Annotated in this window: 13 protein-coding genes; 5 read left to right on the top strand and 8 right to left on the bottom strand. The window is 43.6% G+C overall.

The window, feature by feature from the left end; translation table 11 throughout:
- Window positions 1-17: 17 nt before the first annotated feature.
- The gene (locus FAM09_RS01280; protein ID WP_136575265.1) at window positions 18-3,164 is read right to left on the bottom strand and encodes a SusC/RagA family TonB-linked outer membrane protein; all 3,147 of its coding nucleotides are present in this window, start codon (window positions 3,162-3,164) and stop codon (window positions 18-20) included.
- 528 nt (window positions 3,165-3,692) lie between these two features.
- On the opposite strand from FAM09_RS01280, the gene FAM09_RS01285 reads away from it, so the two are divergent.
- Both FAM09_RS01285 and FAM09_RS01290 read left to right on the top strand, forming a co-directional pair.
- Complete coding sequence (locus tag FAM09_RS01285) at window positions 3,693-5,066, top strand: polysaccharide lyase 6 family protein (RefSeq protein ID WP_136575266.1); 1,374 nt, start codon at window positions 3,693-3,695, stop codon at window positions 5,064-5,066.
- A 347-nt stretch (window positions 5,067-5,413) separates the two neighbouring features.
- Entirely contained in the window at window positions 5,414-7,510 is a 2,097-nt protein-coding gene (locus tag FAM09_RS01290) for a cellulase family glycosylhydrolase (RefSeq protein ID WP_136575267.1), read from the top strand.
- An 84-nt stretch (window positions 7,511-7,594) separates the two neighbouring features.
- On the opposite strand, the gene FAM09_RS01295 is transcribed toward FAM09_RS01290, so the two are convergent.
- On the bottom strand, window positions 7,595-8,854 hold the full coding sequence (locus FAM09_RS01295; protein WP_243751555.1) for a PQQ-dependent sugar dehydrogenase: 1,260 nt from the start codon (window positions 8,852-8,854) through the stop codon (window positions 7,595-7,597).
- Window positions 8,855-9,073: 219 nt separating this feature from the next.
- Here FAM09_RS01295 and FAM09_RS01300 point away from each other — a divergent pair, with 219 nt between their 5' ends.
- Entirely contained in the window at window positions 9,074-10,399 is a 1,326-nt protein-coding gene (locus FAM09_RS01300; RefSeq protein WP_136575268.1) for a T9SS type A sorting domain-containing protein, read from the top strand.
- Window positions 10,400-10,535: 136 nt separating this feature from the next.
- Entirely contained in the window at window positions 10,536-11,024 is a 489-nt protein-coding gene (locus FAM09_RS01305; protein ID WP_166436992.1) for a PepSY-like domain-containing protein, read from the top strand.
- A gap of 150 nt (window positions 11,025-11,174) precedes the next feature.
- Here the strand turns inward: FAM09_RS01305 and FAM09_RS01310 are convergent, their stop codons facing one another.
- The 3 genes from FAM09_RS01310 to FAM09_RS01315 form a co-directional block, all read right to left on the bottom strand.
- A complete protein-coding gene (locus tag FAM09_RS01310; protein WP_136575270.1) occupies window positions 11,175-12,722 on the bottom strand; it encodes a hypothetical protein in 1,548 nt (515 codons plus the stop codon).
- Window positions 12,723-12,735: 13 nt separating this feature from the next.
- Window positions 12,736-12,909: a hypothetical protein gene (locus FAM09_RS30590; protein ID WP_153825434.1), complete on the bottom strand. Its 174-nt coding sequence runs from the start codon at window positions 12,907-12,909 to the stop codon at window positions 12,736-12,738.
- Window positions 12,910-13,139: 230 nt separating this feature from the next.
- Complete coding sequence (locus FAM09_RS01315) at window positions 13,140-13,967, bottom strand: acetolactate decarboxylase (RefSeq protein ID WP_136575271.1); 828 nt, start codon at window positions 13,965-13,967, stop codon at window positions 13,140-13,142.
- Window positions 13,968-14,356: 389 nt separating this feature from the next.
- Here FAM09_RS01315 and FAM09_RS01320 point away from each other — a divergent pair, with 389 nt between their 5' ends.
- Window positions 14,357-15,076, top strand: a complete 720-nt coding sequence (locus FAM09_RS01320; protein ID WP_136575272.1) for a hypothetical protein — start codon at window positions 14,357-14,359, stop codon at window positions 15,074-15,076.
- Window positions 15,077-15,136: 60 nt separating this feature from the next.
- Here the strand turns inward: FAM09_RS01320 and FAM09_RS01325 are convergent, their stop codons facing one another.
- The 3 genes from FAM09_RS01325 to FAM09_RS01335 form a co-directional block, all read right to left on the bottom strand.
- Window positions 15,137-16,174, bottom strand: coding sequence for a hypothetical protein (locus FAM09_RS01325; RefSeq protein ID WP_136575273.1), 1,038 nt, complete (start codon window positions 16,172-16,174; stop codon window positions 15,137-15,139).
- A gap of 183 nt (window positions 16,175-16,357) precedes the next feature.
- Window positions 16,358-16,765 carry a hypothetical protein gene (locus tag FAM09_RS01330; RefSeq protein WP_136575274.1) on the bottom strand — a complete coding sequence of 136 codons (408 nt, stop codon included), beginning with the start codon at window positions 16,763-16,765 and terminating at the stop codon, window positions 16,358-16,360.
- A 95-nt stretch (window positions 16,766-16,860) separates the two neighbouring features.
- Window positions 16,861-18,201, bottom strand: a complete 1,341-nt coding sequence (locus FAM09_RS01335; protein ID WP_136575275.1) for a phosphatase PAP2 family protein — start codon at window positions 18,199-18,201, stop codon at window positions 16,861-16,863.
- Window positions 18,202-18,374 lie beyond the last annotated feature (173 nt).

Here is an 18,374-nt window from a genome sequence, read left to right on the forward strand (position 1 = left end):
CTATTTATGCGGTTACATTAGAATTGAACTTCGAGGCCCAGGGTGAATTTTTTAGGAATAGGATATCCTGCACCGTTGTATTCACCGTATGAATTAACAGCTTCGGCATCGGGCAGGTCATCTGACCGCTGGAATATCGCCAGATTGTCGACAACGCCAAATACCTTGAACCGGTCGATCTTGAACCTGCTCAGGAAGTTGTGGGGAAGCTCATAGCCCAGCGTAACGCTTTTGATCCTGAAGTAATCTCCTTTTTCAAGAAAGAAGGTCTGGGCTGATGTATAATAGTAGCGATAAGTGCCAAGGTCGTATTTGGCATATTGCGCATTATCACCTGATTCGCGCCATATATTGATCTTATTGAGATCGGGAATGGAGAATCGTACAAAGTTATTATACGGGTCGCCATCGGTGGAGTTGGAGAAGCGGTCGGCTTTGAACAGGTTCAGCACATCGCGGTCGAAGGTAAAAGTGCAGAATACGCCGAGAGAAAAGTTCTTCCAGGAGAAATTGTTCGTAAAGCCACCGGTGATCTTCGGATTGGGATCGCCGATAGGCATTTTATCGGGATTGAGGCCATCGTTGAATACATCGATGAGATAATCGCCATCGAGATCGGCAAACTGAAAGTCGCCCGCGCGGTACTCGCCATTGGGATTCCTGAAGCGGGTGCCTGTATAAGGATTGATGGGAACATCCTTATCTGTAGGATATACGCCAAGCGTTTTGTACAGGTAAAAGGCATTGATAGGGCTGCCAACAGAAAGGATATGTGATTTGTCGAAACGGTCCCCACTCAATACCAGGTCGCGGCCGCCATTGGGCAGGTTCATGATCTTATTCTTGTTATAGGCGATATTGAACCGGCTGAACCATTTGAGTTGGCTCTGTTGGGGCAGGAAGTTGGCTGCGAGGGTTAATTCCACACCTGCATTCCGCACACCTATCGAATTGGTTTTGGCCACATCATAGCCCGATGTAACGGGCAGTATAACCGAGAACAGGCCAAAGGAATTTTCTTTGTTGTAAAAGTCGAGCGAGCCGGAATATTTGCCATTCAACACTTCTATATCGGCGCCTATATTCCATTGCTTCGATTTCTCCCAGCTCAATCCTTTCTGGGCAGCGCCATTGTAGAAATTGGGAGTAATAGCGGTGATGGCGTTGTAGGTGCCTGCACCTCCATTGCCGTTAAAGCCACCGGCATTCACATTATACAGATTGTATTGCAGGTAATTTTCCTTGGGCAGGGAACCGGAAGTTCCCAGGCTTGCGCGAAACTTGATCATGGAAAACGTATTCGCCACGTTCTTCATCCACGACTCTTCCGTCAATATCCATGCGGCTGATACAGATGGGAAGAAGCCCCATTTGTTGTTTTCACCAAAACGGGAAGAACCGTCGGTACGTACGCTGCCCGAGAGCAGGTATTTGCCATTGAAGTCATAGGCCAGGCGCCCATAGTACGATAATAAGCCATAAGCCTGGTAGTCGGAATAGGCGCCTATTTTCAATTGCTGGAAGCCTTGTACTACCTGTATCTGGTCAGAAGCCCCGCCATAGCCCGATGCTGTTGTATTCTGATATTGAGCGTAAGTGAATTCCTGGCCACCCACTACGCTGAGATTATGTTTGCCAAAAGTATTTACGTAGCTGAGGTAATTGGACGACATGATGTTGATCTCATTGTCGGAGAAAGTATAGGAAGAATTTCCATTGCCATTCCGCAGTTCGTTGGTCGCGTTCAAATCGCGGCGCGAATTCTTATAGATATAAGAAGTGAGCGACGTAATTCTCAGGTGATTACTGATGGCATAGCTCAGGTTCAGGGTAAAGTTGAACTGGTTGGAAATGTTTTTGTCGAGGTTGTCATCGTATTGCCCCAGCAGGAATGCCTTTTTATTCGGGTCGAGGTTAAACAGGGATGATGGCATATTACTGGCGCCAAGGCTGATGGGGCTATTGCCATCGCCATTGCCGCGGGCTTTGTCGGTACGCGAGAAATTGATGATGGGATTAATCTCCAGTTTACCACCCAGTGTACGGGCGCCCAGGTTCAGGCGCATGGTATATCTTTTAAAGCCGGTAGCTTTGATGATACCTTTTTCATCGTAGTAGTTCGTGCTGAAGCGGTAACTGGCACCGCCTTCACTGGCGCCGCTAAGGCTCAGATCGGCACTCTTTACATTACCGGATTGGTAGAACATGTCCTGCCAGTCGGTATTTCCATTGAAAGCAGGATTCAGGCTGTCTGTAATAAGCGCCGGCAATCCCCTTTCCTGGTTATAATCCAGTTGTTGCTGCAGGATGGCCAGTTTGGCCCTTCTTTCCTCCACGCCGAGCGTAACGTCACGGAGTTTGGGGCGTTGCACAATACCGGCATAGCCCGATAAGATCACTTTGGGAGCACCCGTTCTGCCTTTCTTGGTGGTAATGAGAATAACGCCATTGGCGGCGCGGGAACCATAAATAGCGGCTGCCGAAGCGTCTTTCAAAACGTCGATAGACTCGATGTCATTGGGGTTTACACCACCAAGATAGTTAAGACCAGTTCCTGTTCCAGGCCCTACATAGGTTTCGGTAGGCTGGGGTACCCCGTCTACTACATATAAAGGACTGTTGAGCACATTGTTTTCATCGTAAGCCGAGCTCAGCAACGAACTTCCCCGTACACTTACAGAAGGAGAGGCGCCGGGCGCGCCGCTGAAGTTTTGTACGTTTACACCGGAAAGCCGGCCCTGCAATAGCTGGTCAAAACTGGAGGCGGGCAGGTTCGCCAGTTCCCTCCCCGAAATACTGGAAACTGCAGCGGTATTCTTCTTACGGGTCACTTTTTGATAACCAATGATCACGGTTTCCGCCAGGTTGCTGTTCGATTCAGCCAACTTAAGGGAAAGCTGCTTATCGCTGGTGATCTTTACGGTTTGAGCGGCATAGCCCACCGAAGATATTTCCAGCACGGCATTGATGGACGTTTGAATAGAAAAGAAACCCTTGTCATTGGTAGTAGTTCCCTTGTCGGTGCCCCTGATTTTTACACTGGCATTTGGGATCGGTGCATTTCCCGGGTCAGTAACGACCCCTGTGATGATTATAACCTGCTGAGCATGAGCATAGAACAACAGGCATAGCAGTACACCTGATAAAAAAATCTTTTTCATCATAGCATTAGTTTGGTTAACCCTAAAGTTAGTTTTAAGCTCAGGATAACTTTAGACTAAACTTAACCGATAGTTGACCGATTTTGCCAAACTAATTCCATTTAGCATTGAAAGTTTCTGGTAAAAACCGCCCGGCGCGGGGGGAATAACGACGTATACTTACACGTGAACAAGCTATATGAGTGGCTTGGTCGGAACTGTCTTTTACACCGGCCCTTTCACCAGAATTACATGGTATAATTCAAATTCTATGCACTTCCTATGCACTTCCTATGCAATTACCAGGCGGGCTTGTGAGCATGTCTTGTACTGAAAAAGCTTTACAGGTGAGGAGTGTCTTGTAAATATTCATTACTAAATGGCCAATCTGTTACAATTGCACAGAGATCTATGTTTTTATATTTACATTATCTTCTTCTTAGCCATTTGCAAATAAGCTATCACGTAAGGTTACTGCCGTAATTTCTTTTGATCCGGATCACGGAAACTGCTAATCATTAATCAATTATTAAAAAGCTAAACACCTTGCCAATGAAAAGTGTATTGTGCAACCTATGCACGGTTGCGAATAACCGATTGCTGCTATTCCTGTTTATAACGATTGTTTCTGCAGGCGCCTGCAGAAAAACGGGCGTGGGGCCTGAAACGCCAAGTAACAATAATCTTCCAGTGGAAAACATCCTCGCTGCAGCTGCTACAACCTACAATGTATCTAACAATTCCCAATTAAATACAGCCATGTCATCTGCCGTTTCGGGCGATAAGATCGTGATGGCCAATGGAACGTACTCTGGTTTTACGGTCACCAAAAGCGGCATTACCATCCAGGCTGCCAATAAAGGCAACGCCACTGTTTCATCGGGTATTATCCGGCTGAGTAAGGTGTCTTCGGTTACCATACAGGGATTGAGAATTACCACTCCCGGTTCAAACCAAACGGTGGATGGCGAATCCTTCCGGGTAGCAGTATGGTTTGAAGCCAGCAACAACTGTCGCCTCGCCGGCAGCACGCTTAAGCTAAGCGGGCAGGCCAGCGGCACCCAATGGGTAATGTTGAGCGGGAACAGCAACAATAACCGTATTGATCACAATGAGTTTGGGTCTAATAGCGTAAGAGGCCATTATATTTTTGTGCGTGGAAACCGTACCGGTATAACGATCCCGGCAAATCGTACCAGTTGGGCCAACGGCAACGGGCCCAACAACCCTAATATGGCCCGTAATACGCGAATTGATCATAACTACTTCCATGACATGGCAGCCGGTACGGGAGAAATAATGGTACTTGGCGGTATAGGCGTGGCCGGTGACTACCAAAATACTTCTACGGTGGTGGAAAGCAATCTTTTTGTGAACTGCGATGGCGATGCGGAGATCATTTCTATCAAAAGTTCCAACAATACGGTTCGTAACAATACCTTCCGTACTTCGGTAGGTACCATCTCCTCCCGGGCGGGTAATAGTAACACCATCTCCGGTAACCTGCTGCTACAGGCAGGAAAATCAGGTACCGGTGGCATTAAAATTTATGAAAAGAACCATAGCGTCACGGGAAATTATGTAGACAATCCCCAGGATTACGGGTTTGTGTTGGGCGCAGGAGACAGCTATGCCAGCTCTGACTTTAGCCATGCGCAGGTATTCAATGCCAGTGTGACCGGCAATATATGGATCAACATGAATAACCGGGGTGTTATCATTGGTCATGGCAGCAACGATATGCTGCCGCCAACCGGTTGCACGTTTTCTAACAATGCGCTCCGGGGCAGTGCTTCAACGCTACTCAACCTGCGACTACCCGGCAATACCGTATTCTCCAACAACAGCACCAGCGGATCCAATCCGGCGATGCCCAGTACGCCGTTGACGACATCCAATACCGGCCCGGGCAGTTATAGTTATTAATAATCCATTGTGAGGCGTACCGCTTTCGTTTACAAGGGGGTAATAGCGGTACCGCCTACGCTACAGGCAGAAGGCTTCACAGATGTGAGGCCTTTTTCTTTGGATCAAAGCCCTCCATCCAACAATCAAATGCAACTAAATACTAATAAGTAGAATTGTTATCCACAAGATTACTTTAGTAATGGTCGTTTCCTACATTTGTGATCCCTATAACTCCTATAGCTAAACTAAGCTACACCTTCTTCACTGCCAGTAACACAAAAAGCCACTGCACACTTGTTTCCTTTCCTTAACCGGATAGGCCAACCCGTTTGTCTTTTTCAGAACATGTAAAATAAACCAAGTCAATGAAATCACCACTGAAACCAATTGTCCTGTTTGTAAACCTTTTCCTCTGTGCCTGGGGATTTGCACAAACACCCGTTGCCATCAACGGCCAGCTAAAAGTAACAGGCACCAAACTAACCAACCAGAACGGCTATCCTATTCAGTTACGTGGCATGAGCTCCCACGGTATTCAATGGTACAACCAGTGTCTTACCGATGCCTCGCTCGATGCGGTGGCGAATGATTGGGGAGCAGATGTATTTCGCATTTCCATGTATGTTCAGGAAGGCGGGTATGAAACCAATCCTACTTATTTTACCAACCTGGTAAAAACACTGGTGAACAAAGTAACGGCCCGCGGTATGTATGCACTGATCGACTTTCACATGCTTACGCCCGGCGATCCCAACTACAACACCAGCCGAGCCATCACTTTCTTTACCGAGATGGCCAACACTTTTAAAAACAACAACAACATCCTGTACGAGATCTGTAATGAACCCAATGGCAACGTAAGCTGGGCAACAATTAAGAATTATGCCAACCAGGTAATCCCCGTCATCAGGGCTATTGACAATGATGCCCCCATTATCGTAGGCACCAGGGCCTGGTCTTCATTGGGGCTTTCCGAAAATGGCAGCGCACAGGAGATAGTGAGCAGTCCGCTTACCTTCCCGAACATCCTGTACACGTTTCACTTTTACGCCAAAAGCCACCAGGATTATTACCTGAACCATCTTGACTGGGCCTCAGACCGGTTGCCCATCTTCGTTACCGAATTCGGCACGCAGGAAGCTTCCGGCGACGGCGCTAACGACCTGGTCATGTCGCAACGGTATATGGACCTTATGCGCACAAAAAAGATCAGTTGGGCAAACTGGAACTTCAGTGATGATTTCAGAAGCGGCGCGGTATGGACCACCGGCACCTGCTCCGGTACTAACTGGACAACCAGCAGACTAAAAGAAGCCGGTTTATTTATTCGCAACAATATGCTTAGTCCGGCTGATGACTTCGGCGGCCCAACAAATCCTAATCCTGCAAACATTGCCCTGAACAAATCCGTTACGGTTTCTTCTATTGAAGACGGTACGCTGACAGGTCCCAACGCAGTAGATGGTAATGGTTCAACCCGCTGGGCCAGTGCAGAGGGTGTTGATCCGCAATGGATCACCGTTGACCTTGGCAACAACTATGCTATCAACCGCATCCGCATCAACTGGGAAGCTGCCTATGGAAAAAACTTCCTGGTACAGGTTTCAGGTGATAACTTCAACTGGACCACCCTGCGCGACGTGCAGAACAATACTTCATTAAGCAACGACTACACAGGCTTATCCGGTACCGGCCGTTATGTGCGCATTTACGGTACTGCCCGTGGCACTACCTATGGCTATTCCATCTACGACCTGGAGGTGTACGGTACGCTGGTTACCACTTCACCCAATATTGCTTTGAATAAAAATGTAACCGTATCTTCTGTTGAAGCATCCGGGCTCGAAGGAAATTATGCGGTGGATGGCAATACGTCTACGCGCTGGTCGGCCACCATGTATGTTGATCCGCAGTGGATCACCGTTGACCTCGGCGCTCAATACAATATCTCGCGTATTAAATTCGTATGGGAAGCAGCTTATGCAAGGGATTTCCTGGTACAGGTGTCTGCTGATAATTCCAACTGGACAACGGTAAGAAACATCACGGGAAATACATCGCTCACCAATGACTATACTGGCTTGACGTCTACAGGCAGGTATGTTCGCATGTATGGCACGGCCCGCGGTTCGGCATATGGTTATTCTATTTATGAGTTGGAGGTTTATGGATCAGCCGCCGCTCGCGCATCTACAACCAACGCGATAACTATCACAAACACCCCGGAGCAACGCATACAGGTATATCCTGTTCCGTCAAAAGATGAAATAACCATCATCTTGCCCGAAAGCACAAAAAGGACACAGGTAGTGGTAACCGATCTTAACGGAAGAACCTACTACACCGGAATAGCATCGGGCCATGTTCACAAATTGCACATCAATAAATATCCTGCCGGCATCTATGTAGTGCAGCTTATTAATGGCGATAAAAAGATCATTAAACGGATCGTGAAAAATTAGCGATAGGTTTATTGCAGTACAATTATCAAGTGGGCTGCCCCGAAACTAAGAGGCAGCCCTTTTTCATTTTATAGCGGCTATTATTTATTTCTTCCCTATACGATACATTCTCCCCGCATCCGTAACCGCATACAACATTCCATTCTTACCCACGGCAACATCCCTGAACCGCTGGTCTTCCTTTTCAAGCAACCTTTCTTCCCCTGTCACTTTGTTGTTTTTAATAACCAGGCGTATAAGATGCGGCTTTTGTAAAGCGGCAATGAATAAATTGTTTTTCCACTCCGGCATGTTGCCGCCATTGTAAAAAGTCATGCCACTTGGCGATACAACGGGGTCCCAGTAATAAACCGGTTGCTCCAGGCCCTCCTGCTTCGTAATGGCTTCACCCACTTTTCCGCCACTATATTCAATTCCGTAGGTAATCGTGGGCCAGCCATAGTTTTTTCCGGGTTGAATGAGATTCACTTCGTCACCTCCCCGTGGCCCGAATTCATTTTCCCACAAGTCGCCGGTTTCAGGGTGCCAGGCCAGGCCCTGCACATTGCGGTGTCCATAAGAATAAATTTCCGGCCTCGCATTGCTTTGACCAGCAAAAGGATTTCCGCTTGCCGGTTGTCCGTTAGTGTTTATGCGAATGATCTTGCCCAGGCCTGAATTGAGCGATTGCGCCTGTGGCCTGGTTTCGCGGTCAGATCGCTCGCCGGTGCTCACTACCAGGTTGCCTGTTTTGTCGAAAAGGATCCTGCCGCCGTAATGCAGGTTGCTATTGTACGCCGGTGTGGCGCGGTAAATAACCGTTGCATTTTCTATCCGTTGTTCATCATTTGCAAGCCTGCCTTTTGCTACACTGGTGAGCGTGCCATTTTGCGTATTTTCAGAAAACACCCAGTACACCATTCTGTTACTGGCAAAAGACGGATCGAGCGTTAATCCGAGCAAACCGCCCTGCCCCCGGCTGTTTACTTCTGGCAGACCTGTAATTGGGCTACCTGCCTTTCCTTCGGCCGTAACAATGCGCATGGTTCCACCTTTCTGTGTGATCAGGAACCGGCCGTCGGGCATTACGGCAATTCCCCAGGGTTGTTTGAGATCGGAAGTGATCACGACAGCTTCATACGGCGTTTGCGTGGTAACCCGGCCAATTCGTGTTTGGCCCGCGAAAGCTGGTTTGTACGATGCGTTGGGCGACCCGGTTTCTACGGGAGAACCCAGCGTATCGCCATCGGCCTTAACGGATTCTGCACCAGATTCCGCATTTGACCCTTTAACTGTAGTTTGACTGTCGTTACAAGCCATGGCTGTTACGGCAGCACAAAACACTAAACAAATTAACTTATACATATGGCATAAATTTTTTAGTTCCGGTCCCCGGAGTGAAGAAGCAAAGTTATTACCATCAATGTTTATGCCGCTGCCTTCCTTCCACTTATACACCCATCCAACCGGTTCATAACTATACTTAATTGCCGCCACCTTTCCCTTATATTTCACCAACACACATGCGAATATTTCATTATATTCATTCCGCAAACTAATCATTTACAGGATAAAATATAGTTCATGAAACTGTTATACTTACATCCGATCAAAACGGCTGTTGCCATTTTCCTTTTCTTTTCGATATCACTTACAGTAAGATCAACCACACTCACTGCCGGCGACCTGCTCTTTACAGGTTACTTCAGCAACGGTTCCACTACCGACGAATTTTCATTTGTGTTGTTGGTAGATATTTCAGGAACTACTGTTATTAACTTTACAGATAATGCCTGGTTATCTACCAATGTGTTTCGTGTGGGTGAACAAACCGTTACCTGGACGTATACTGGTACCCTGGTAGCAGGCCGGGAAATAAGAATTTCCGGTCCCTCGGCAGGCGCCGCCACAGCTATCCTGTTTGGAGGCTCCAGTGGCAATACTATCATAGGCGCCTGCAGCGGCGCAATGCCCAGCTTTGCCACCAGCGGCGATCAGATCATTGCTTATAGTGGTACCGTGGGATCACCAACGCTTATTGCCGGATTGCATATGAACGTTTATTCAACAGACATTGGCCAATGCAATAATACTACAGCAGCTTCCTGGGACCCTACCTGTATAACTGAAAATGCCAATTACAGCAGAATGCCATTGGGTCTTTCGGCAGGCACCAGTGCTCTGTGGATCGGAACAGAAGGCGTTGGCGCCAGCGAACAGGACAATGGCAGGTTCAATTGTACAGGCCCATTGCTCACTGTTGCGCAATTAAGAACAGCCGTAACCAACTCAGCCAACTGGACGGTCAGCAACGTTGCTCCGCCTAATATGACATTACCTACAGGCTGCGACTACATGAACCTGAACCTTACGCTTCCTTTACAACTATTAAGCTTTGAAGGAACTGAACAAGAACGCCAGGTAACCCTGAAATGGCAAACCGCGTATGAAGAGAACCACAATCATTTTGAAATTGAAAAAAGTGCCGATGCCATTCATTTTACCAAAGGTGGCCGTGTTGAGGCCCAGGGCGGATTCAGTTACCTGGTAACCAATTATCAATACCAGGACCATTTGCCACTGCAGGGCGCTAATTATTACCGGCTGAAAATGGTGGCAACGGATGGCCGGTTTGAATACAGTTCAGTAATAAAAGTAACGTACAATAATGCTGGAAGAACATTGTTCGTTTCTCCCAACCCCGCTGTTACACACGTATATGTTTCAACACGCGAGGGCAGGTTCTCGGAAGTAATCATTTCCAGTTATACCGGACAAATTGTAGCAAAACAAAAATTGATCAGTGGCTATCAAAAAATTGATGTGAGCCTTCTTGCACCAGGACAATACATCATTACCGTTGCAGGCGATGCGGAAAAAGTAACTGAAAAATTAATGATCTTCAGATAATAAGATACCACTCATAAACTTTAACTTCTGTAAACCCATCAATAACAATTGTTTCGCAAATGTGTCCAAAATTATCAACACTTCCAAAGCTGGCATTGGCTTACTATTTGTGAGCCTTTCTGATAAAATGCTACATATGAAAAAGATAATTTTTGCAGGCCTGTTGACTACAGGCTTAATGATGGGCGCATTTGCCCAGGACACCAAACAAGACAAACAAGATAATCTAAAGGAAAAAGATGTTCCCACTGCCATTCAAACCAGTTTTAAGGCTGAGTTTCCAAATGCAACAGATGTGGAATGGAAAATGAAGGAAGGGAAGTACAAAGTGGAGTTTGAAATGAACGACATCGATCATTTTGCTTCGTATGATGCTTCGGGTAAAGTGATGTCGAAAGGAATGAAGATCAGAACATCTGAACTTCCTGCTGCTGTGGCAACAAGTGTAAAAGGCGCTTATGCAGACAGATCAATTGATGAAGTTTACAGAGTGGATAAGGATGGCGCTGTATTTTACAAGGTAAAATTGAGTGGCAATCCTGACACAAAGATCATGTATTCCGCAGATGGCCAGGAGGTAAAGGATAAGAAGAATCCAGCTGGTACTGATCAGAAACAGCAGTAATTACTTTACTGTACTGTAAACTTACATTTGCTAAATTAATAGCATTGACAAATACCGGGTGCGGAAGTGCCCCGGTATTTGTCATTTATGGCGTGGTTATGTTTTCACCAATCGATTCTTAGGATTATGGTGCCAGGATGAAATATTAAATTAAATGGATAATCTATCGATCAAAAATTGATAATAATTGTGGCTTGCTCTGTGATTGAATAGTGATTGAAGGATAGCTTTATTAGCGGCAAGAAAATTAACAAGTACAGGCTTAATTTCGTTTGGCAAATAGCAGATTAAGTCCTTTCCAATCATCCCGTTTTTCACGTCTGTTGCATCAAAAGTAAATTCAAATACTTTGTGAGATGCAATATAACATGAAGCAACCCACAGATACTTTGGTAGGCTTTGAGTTAATCTTGATATTTTCTCATTTTGTTCCAAAGCAGAATGTTTTATTTGCTTCTTAAAATTTTCTGAAAAATCAATTTTTATATCCCAAACTAAATCCGCTATATTTTGATTATTGAAGAAGAAACTTAGTATCCTATCTATACCTAATACTATTACCTCAATGTCTTCATAAGAAATACGAATTTTAGGATAAATGGATACAACAATATTTGAAATAAGTGTTGATTTTTGATTAGGATCAAAAACAGTCCAAGGTGTTTTTAATTCAATTTCATTTTTAAATTCAACTCTTGCAAAAGGTCCCCATTGGTCGTCATGGGCATAAAATTTTTCGATACTATCAGACAACCAACTTATTTGTGTTTGAGGAGGAATGGGTTTGGGAGCACTTTGTTTAAAACCAGATACAGTAATTGCATGTAAACCATGATCTCCACCATTGGGGACTTTAATAACCAATATAATAGGAATGCCTATAGGAGAATATGCATTTAAAATCTTTTTCAAATAACTATTTGATACAAACCTGCCAATTGGCTCTCCACTGCTATTTCTTAAAATGTAATCAGGTTGTTTAACCTCAGATACCAACCCTGAATTAAAAATTGCCTGGCAAATTTGTAACAAATTCAACCCTTTATTAGGAAATAATCTACTTCCATCTGGAGAAACATTGTCGGCATCTTTAGTTATTTGACTTGGAGATTTTAAAATTGTATGGAAGTCTATCGCCGCTTTATTTAACATTGACCAAATTGCAGTAGTAGCACATGCAGCTAAAACGCTATCTTGTTCCTGAAAAGCTAAAGATTTTATTTTTATTTCGGTTCCATGAAAATGGATCACATACTCCCTGATACCCCAAAAATTTCTTTCATCAAATGCTTGTTTGCTAGAATATGTTTTTAGTACAGTATATCCTATTACGGTGACAGGTATAGGTTTTATAACAATAAAGCCAAGATAGCTGTTCCAAAAATTTGCAGTTACATTTGCATCTATCAGTGATGCTTTTAATTCGACTTCTGTAAATGAGCTTTTGAAAAAATGAACACGCTTGCAAATCTTCGGGTAGGGCTCAAAGCAGAGGGCGTAGTAAGATGCATAATCATGAAGAAAATCCTTGCTTACATAATTTTCTTCTATTACAATTGATTTAGCATCAATGTCAGAACTTCCGAAATAATCCTTTAGATAAATGAAATGATTTTTTGAGGAAATTACTTCTGAGGATGTGTATTCGTTCGAAAGGGCTTTAGCCAAGTTTTCTACCGAATAAGGAAGAATTTTCAAATGACAGCAGTTTTTACAGTTGAACAACCATCTTCAAGCTTTCTTGATCAACTTCTTTAAGCTTGAGAACTTCAGCTTGTTTTTGCTTAGTCTCATCAATAAGTTTGGCCACATTTTTTTCATTTAACTTAATCGCCTCCAACTTGGCATCCTTTACCAAGATTTCAGAGATTTGTATTTTGTCCATTATGTCGCCTTGTTTGTCCAAATGTAATAACTTTATAAGGGGTTGCAAAGATACCACAAATTTTATTTAATAACAAATGTTAACAACTTCGAATTGATATAACATTCCATTATCAAAGCAGCGCGATTGTTATACACCCATAGAGTACGACTTACATTTAGATGAACATAATAATTGATGATGCCTATAATGCCACTCTCCTACGGTTATTATACTCTTCTTCTCCTTATTTATTTTTCACACTCCTTCTCTCCCCGCTCTACACTTTTAATATCCTCTTCCCGGTTCTTCTTAAAGTCGAACTGTTCAAACTCACTGCCCGACGGTACATGTATCGTATAACTGTTGAGCCTGTCAATTTCAATTGTGATACTGTCTGTTTTTACATCAATGATATGCCCGCCTGCATTTTTATTTGCAGACAGGTAATGAAAGTGATAGCCTGAAATATTGGTATTATCCATGAATGAAGGCAAGCGGTAACCAATCAGGTCACCCTTCACGTTATTGAATTCAAAAAAATGTTGCAAGTGTAGCATGGAAGCCAGCGGTGTATGGTCATGTGCTTTTACCGGCGGGAAAGCCCTGGTCTTGATATAGCTGAACTTTCCACTAATATGAATGGCATAAAGGCCATTTACGTTTGTAAGTATACTATCGAGAAAATGAAGAAGCGACTCTTTGCTTATTGAATTGCCATTGGTGATCTTTTTATCGGGTTGAAAGAAATTAACCATTGCAAAGGGTGTTAAATTCCGGTCGTCCACCACAAATGTTTTGCCCGTGTATTGGGTTTGATAAACCTTTCCCTGGAATACGACAAGTTCTCCATCCAGCTTATCCGGAGCACCCAGGCCAAAATTTCCGTGTTGCTTAAGTAAACGGTAAGGATAGTTGCCGTCGTACAGCCCTCCTATCAATGCGGCGCCAACACCTACGGTGAAGAGGTTGTTATGAAGCGTGTCTTTTTTATTACTATAAGGTATCGGGGCAAATGAAGTGACGGAAAATAAAGTTGCAGCAAGAGCAGTGACCAGCAGAATAATTGTTAAGCGCATGTTGTAGCTTGATATTAAGAAGCAAATATATTACGGTGAGAGGAAATTAGTAGCTATAGAGATCTTAATCAAACAAGTGCCCTAGTTAAATCATTTTGCACAAGTGACATAGAATATTGATTTTTAGTTATTCCAACAGTTAAGTTCATTGGCAGCTTAGCTGAATTGAAAAACTTATAAAAACTTCAAACTTATTGATACTCAATATGAAATATTAAAAGAAAGCTAAATCAATAAAAGCTAAGAAAAGGCTTCACGATAATGAGCCCTTTTTGCTTATTTCCACAGTTTTATATGCTTCTAATAGTACAATTGCTACTTCTTTACGTTTTTATATAGTGGACTTCGGAATTGAGGAATTTGTAAAAAAACATTCAAAAAAGATTGTTATGCAACGGCCTTTATGCTTTCAATACATCGCTTTTGATTCAGCCTTAATACAAGAAGGTAAGCAAAAATATGAGATGTTTCAGAGGACCGACGAAGATCAGGAATCAGTTACAGGAATGACAGAAGCTATCGCTGTAGAATGGCTTATGAATAATTTCGTCTTTCGTGATCTGTTTATAAAAGAATTTTTTGAGGTTCCTAATAGAATAAAGGCTTTTTTTGGGGTAAAAGAGCCTTTTACTCGTCACCATTTCAAGCCTGGTGATATTGACTTATTATTAGTAGATCCTCAAAGACCTGAGATATCAATAGCGTTAGAATTTAAAAGAGTAAAGGCTGTTTCGGAAAGTAAAACTGTTTCGAAGGTTAATAATGCAAAAAAAATTATAGATGGAGTAAAACAAGTAAATTTTTTAAGAGAATTAGGGTTTCATCAACATTATTTAGTTATTATTCTATTGGAAGATGGTCGTCAGATGGATATGCCTAATAGCGTATTCAATTATAGTCGAGCTCCAGAAATAGAATGCATATATGAAATACCTTTCAATGAGCCTTTGCATTCAGATGTTGGAGTTATCTATATTAAAGTTAACCAGATTAGTGGTAAGCATATCAATCACAGAGGTGGACTCGGATTTTGTATCGATAAAACAGCAGGAAAAATGGAACAGCTACATGATACTACTATAAAAATTAAACAATTATTATGCATATGAAGTTTGTAAATAGCATTTTAATATTTCCAGAAATTTTATTTACAGGTCCTATATAACTACTTACTTCCAATCAACCGGAATATCACGAAATTCCACAGCATAGGGCTCTCCGGCTGAATGGCTGTAATCGTATTTAAAAAGTTTAATAGTCTTGACATCCGCCAACACACCGCTAAAGGTATAGGTACATTTTATAGGAATGCCGGTGATTAAATCAATTGAACGTAAATAATCTGATGCGCCGTTTGTAAATGATTTTAGTTTGTATTCATTCCCTTCTCCATCAATGATGGATTTGACCTGCGACATAATATACCAATTGGCAGCACTTGTAGTCAGGACTAAGGTACATGTGACGGACTGAGTCTTTGCATTTCCTGTGACTTTGACAAGTTTGAACTCGATATTATCAGAAGTTGTAACCTGGATTGGTTTCGAAGGGGTTGAAAGAGACATATTATCCGCTTTCTTTTCGGCATGCTGGGTCGTCTGAGGTCTTGAATCTTCTGGTGTTCGGCTTGTGGGATTTTGCGGCTGCGGTTTTTCGGACGCTGTCAAAGTAGTTTCCGCAACCGACTGATCCTGTAAATTTTGTGTAAAAGAATCATTATTGGGTCGGTTCTGAGTTTGAGTGTCAGTTTTTTTAGCATTCGAAGAACGTTTTGGCCACAAACCGCCAATTGCCGTTAGAACGACGATAAAAAAAAGGATATATTTAACCTTATTGTCAAAGATCGTCTTTTTACCCTCGGCGGTGTTCACTTTCTTGTCGAACGATTCTTTTTCTTTTCTTTCTTTATATCTTTTAAGGTAACCTCCTGCATCCTGAAGGGCTCTACCCTCTATTGTTAAGCGATACTCAGTGCCAGCAAGATCGTCGTCATTGCTAATTATGAGATCAACATACTTCTCCCTCGTAAGAATTTCCAAAGCAACTTCGAAATAATCTCTGTTTCTGGCGTACCGTTCTGGATTCTCTTTATATATAGTAGTCAATAAGTTCGCTTTCGATATCTTGCCTGACCGTGGAATGTACCGCAGGAATTGATCAGCGAGTGTTATCTCAGGATGAGTTGAAGGATTGATTTTAACGCTCATACGATGCAGAAGTAGATAATTAGTTTAATGGTAATGCTACAACAAATATAAAAATTCTGCATTTATTAAAAAAGTAAACAACCTTTTTACCTATTCGTCCAAAAACCCAACATTGGATTAAGATCAATATCTGAAATTGTGAAACGCAAATGAGGCCTTTTGTATGATTAAAGTGTTGGAATCTTATCTGGCATCTCCACCATTGAACGAATAAACATGACGTCCCTCAAGGTACGCAAGCATTGCCACTACAACTTCCTGCAATATTAAAAATGCTGCGCCAAATAATGTTGCATTTTGTATGTAGAAAATCAACAACGCCACACTTATAATTGTCCACACCCAATTTGCGGTTATCAGTATCCTGAGGAATAAGATGGAAGTCGTTCTTTGAAGTACGAGGCGTAAGGCCAGTAAACCATACCCCAACGTAACAGTAGCAACAATGACAATAAGGTTCACTGGCAACCCCAAAAATTCAGTTAATGCCGGATACCATAACAAACCCACTAACCCTGTCCCCACGCCTAATGAACAGTCGGCCCATAGTACCTTTTTCAGCAAGGGAATATTTCTAAGCTGATATTTCATTTAGTAACACAAGGTACGTGAGAAATACAATTATATATATATATCAACTAACCTTCGCACCGGGCAGGTGCTTGCTTCATGACTATACAATCCCTTTACCTATCCCCTCCCTTCGCTAACGGTGAGGCCTCCGCTACCCCGTCACGCTTCGCTCGCTGGATGATAGCGGCAGCTACCTTTCTACCCAATTCAAGCGCTACGTCATTGTCGCTGCGAAAATGAATGCCTGCCTGGAAGCGCGATTCAGCCGCATCGGTTGCTTTTTTACGGAAATACACTTTATCGGCAGGGAAAAAATAAGAATATAATTCACCCATCAATCCACTGAGGGCTGCGTGACCGGAAGGATAACCGGGAAATGGCGGCGTTGGTATCAGCGGCCGCCAGGTTGTATCATACTGATCGGGACGCTGGCCCCAGTAAGCATACTTGGCATCCCAACAAGCCACAAATCCATCATAGCTTCCAATAGCCGTAAAGGCATATAACCTGGCTGCCCGTGGTGGGTTCAGGTGCAAATTGTGCTCAAATATTTTCTGGTTCAGTGCATCGAACCAGAAGTTGTTGCTAGCCCAATAAAAAGCATTCGCGCGTGTGCCGAACGTTTGTTTATAGTTCTTCATTTCTTCCATGTCTTTTGCAAAATCAGGCGGCGGAGCAGGACGGAACTGGCTGCTGCTTTCGAGCACAACCGTTTTGTTGGTACCGGCCAGTGGGAACATGGGCCGCTTTCCTTTCCATACGCCAGGCCCCTGTGGCATCTTTCCATCCCAGGCAGTGGCAGGTGTAAAACCTTTGGTACGCTCAATTTCTTTCAGGGCAATTGTCTTTCCTAATTCAAAACCCGCACGCGTATCACCCGGAAATGCAACGCCCGCTGCAATGCGTGCAGCCATGAGTTGCTGTGCCATTTTATTCACCGAATCGCGCATGGCGGGAAAGTAATTACCTATGACGGTAACGGCCACCCCGGCTGCTACGGAATACTCGCAGGGATAAGAAGGACTTTCGGGCCTGGGAACGTATACCTTTATACGCTTATCGGTTGTAAAAGGGCGCGGTCGGTTGTATGCATATTTAGTGTCCCAGGCAGCTATGGTAGCATCATAAATACCAACGCCCACCAGCATATTGGCCAGGGCGCCATTATAACCGGTATCAGACATCCATAATTTATTTACCATATCTGCCCAGCGATAACCCGGCGCGCCTGCGTTCCAGTACAACAGTTGCTGCCAGCCTGCAGAATCAAGTTCCTGCTGTGCCAACAATACCTGCCCAATTTCATTTTTGTAAGCAGGCGGCGGGGGCAGGCGATGGTCTTTGCCCGATGAAATGAACCAGGTCTTCCAGTTGCCGGCACCGGGTTCCAACTGTGCCTGCAGGCTCGTACCGATTGACAGTATGGCTATAATTAGAATTAAAAGCTTGTTCATATGCTGATTGTTTACACAAGAATATTTAAATTAAACAGGCCAATATCGCGGGTGTCAATACACAACAGTTTGTGGTATACAAACTACTTAGCAGGGCTTAATTGACTATTTTCAGTTATTGGTTTACCGCAACGCCTGTTCTGTAGACAATAAGAAGAAAAGCGAACTATTTG

It is taken from the genome of Niastella caeni (assembly GCF_004834005.1).
GTDB lineage: Bacteria > Bacteroidota > Bacteroidia > Chitinophagales > Chitinophagaceae > Niastella > Niastella caeni.

Excerpts from the sequence above, each read along its gene's own strand:
- FAM09_RS01300 (WP_136575268.1), top strand. The coding sequence starts at position 9,074 with ATGAAACTGTTATACTTACATCCGATCAAAACGGCTGTTGCCATTTTC.
- FAM09_RS01315 (WP_136575271.1), bottom strand. The coding sequence starts at position 13,967 with ATGCGCTTAACAATTATTCTGCTGGTCACTGCTCTTGCTGCAACTTTA.
- FAM09_RS01295 (WP_243751555.1), bottom strand. The coding sequence starts at position 8,854 with ATGTATAAGTTAATTTGTTTAGTGTTTTGTGCTGCCGTAACAGCCATG.
- FAM09_RS01290 (WP_136575267.1), top strand. The coding sequence starts at position 5,414 with ATGAAATCACCACTGAAACCAATTGTCCTGTTTGTAAACCTTTTCCTC.
- FAM09_RS01325 (WP_136575273.1), bottom strand. The coding sequence starts at position 16,174 with ATGAGCGTTAAAATCAATCCTTCAACTCATCCTGAGATAACACTCGCT.
- FAM09_RS01320 (WP_136575272.1), top strand. The coding sequence starts at position 14,357 with ATGCAACGGCCTTTATGCTTTCAATACATCGCTTTTGATTCAGCCTTA.
- FAM09_RS30590 (WP_153825434.1), bottom strand. The coding sequence starts at position 12,909 with ATGGACAAAATACAAATCTCTGAAATCTTGGTAAAGGATGCCAAGTTG.
- FAM09_RS01280 (WP_136575265.1), bottom strand. The coding sequence starts at position 3,164 with ATGATGAAAAAGATTTTTTTATCAGGTGTACTGCTATGCCTGTTGTTC.
- FAM09_RS01305 (WP_166436992.1), top strand. The coding sequence starts at position 10,536 with ATGAAAAAGATAATTTTTGCAGGCCTGTTGACTACAGGCTTAATGATG.
- FAM09_RS01285 (WP_136575266.1), top strand. The coding sequence starts at position 3,693 with ATGAAAAGTGTATTGTGCAACCTATGCACGGTTGCGAATAACCGATTG.
- FAM09_RS01335 (WP_136575275.1), bottom strand. The coding sequence starts at position 18,201 with ATGAACAAGCTTTTAATTCTAATTATAGCCATACTGTCAATCGGTACG.
- FAM09_RS01330 (WP_136575274.1), bottom strand. The coding sequence starts at position 16,765 with ATGAAATATCAGCTTAGAAATATTCCCTTGCTGAAAAAGGTACTATGG.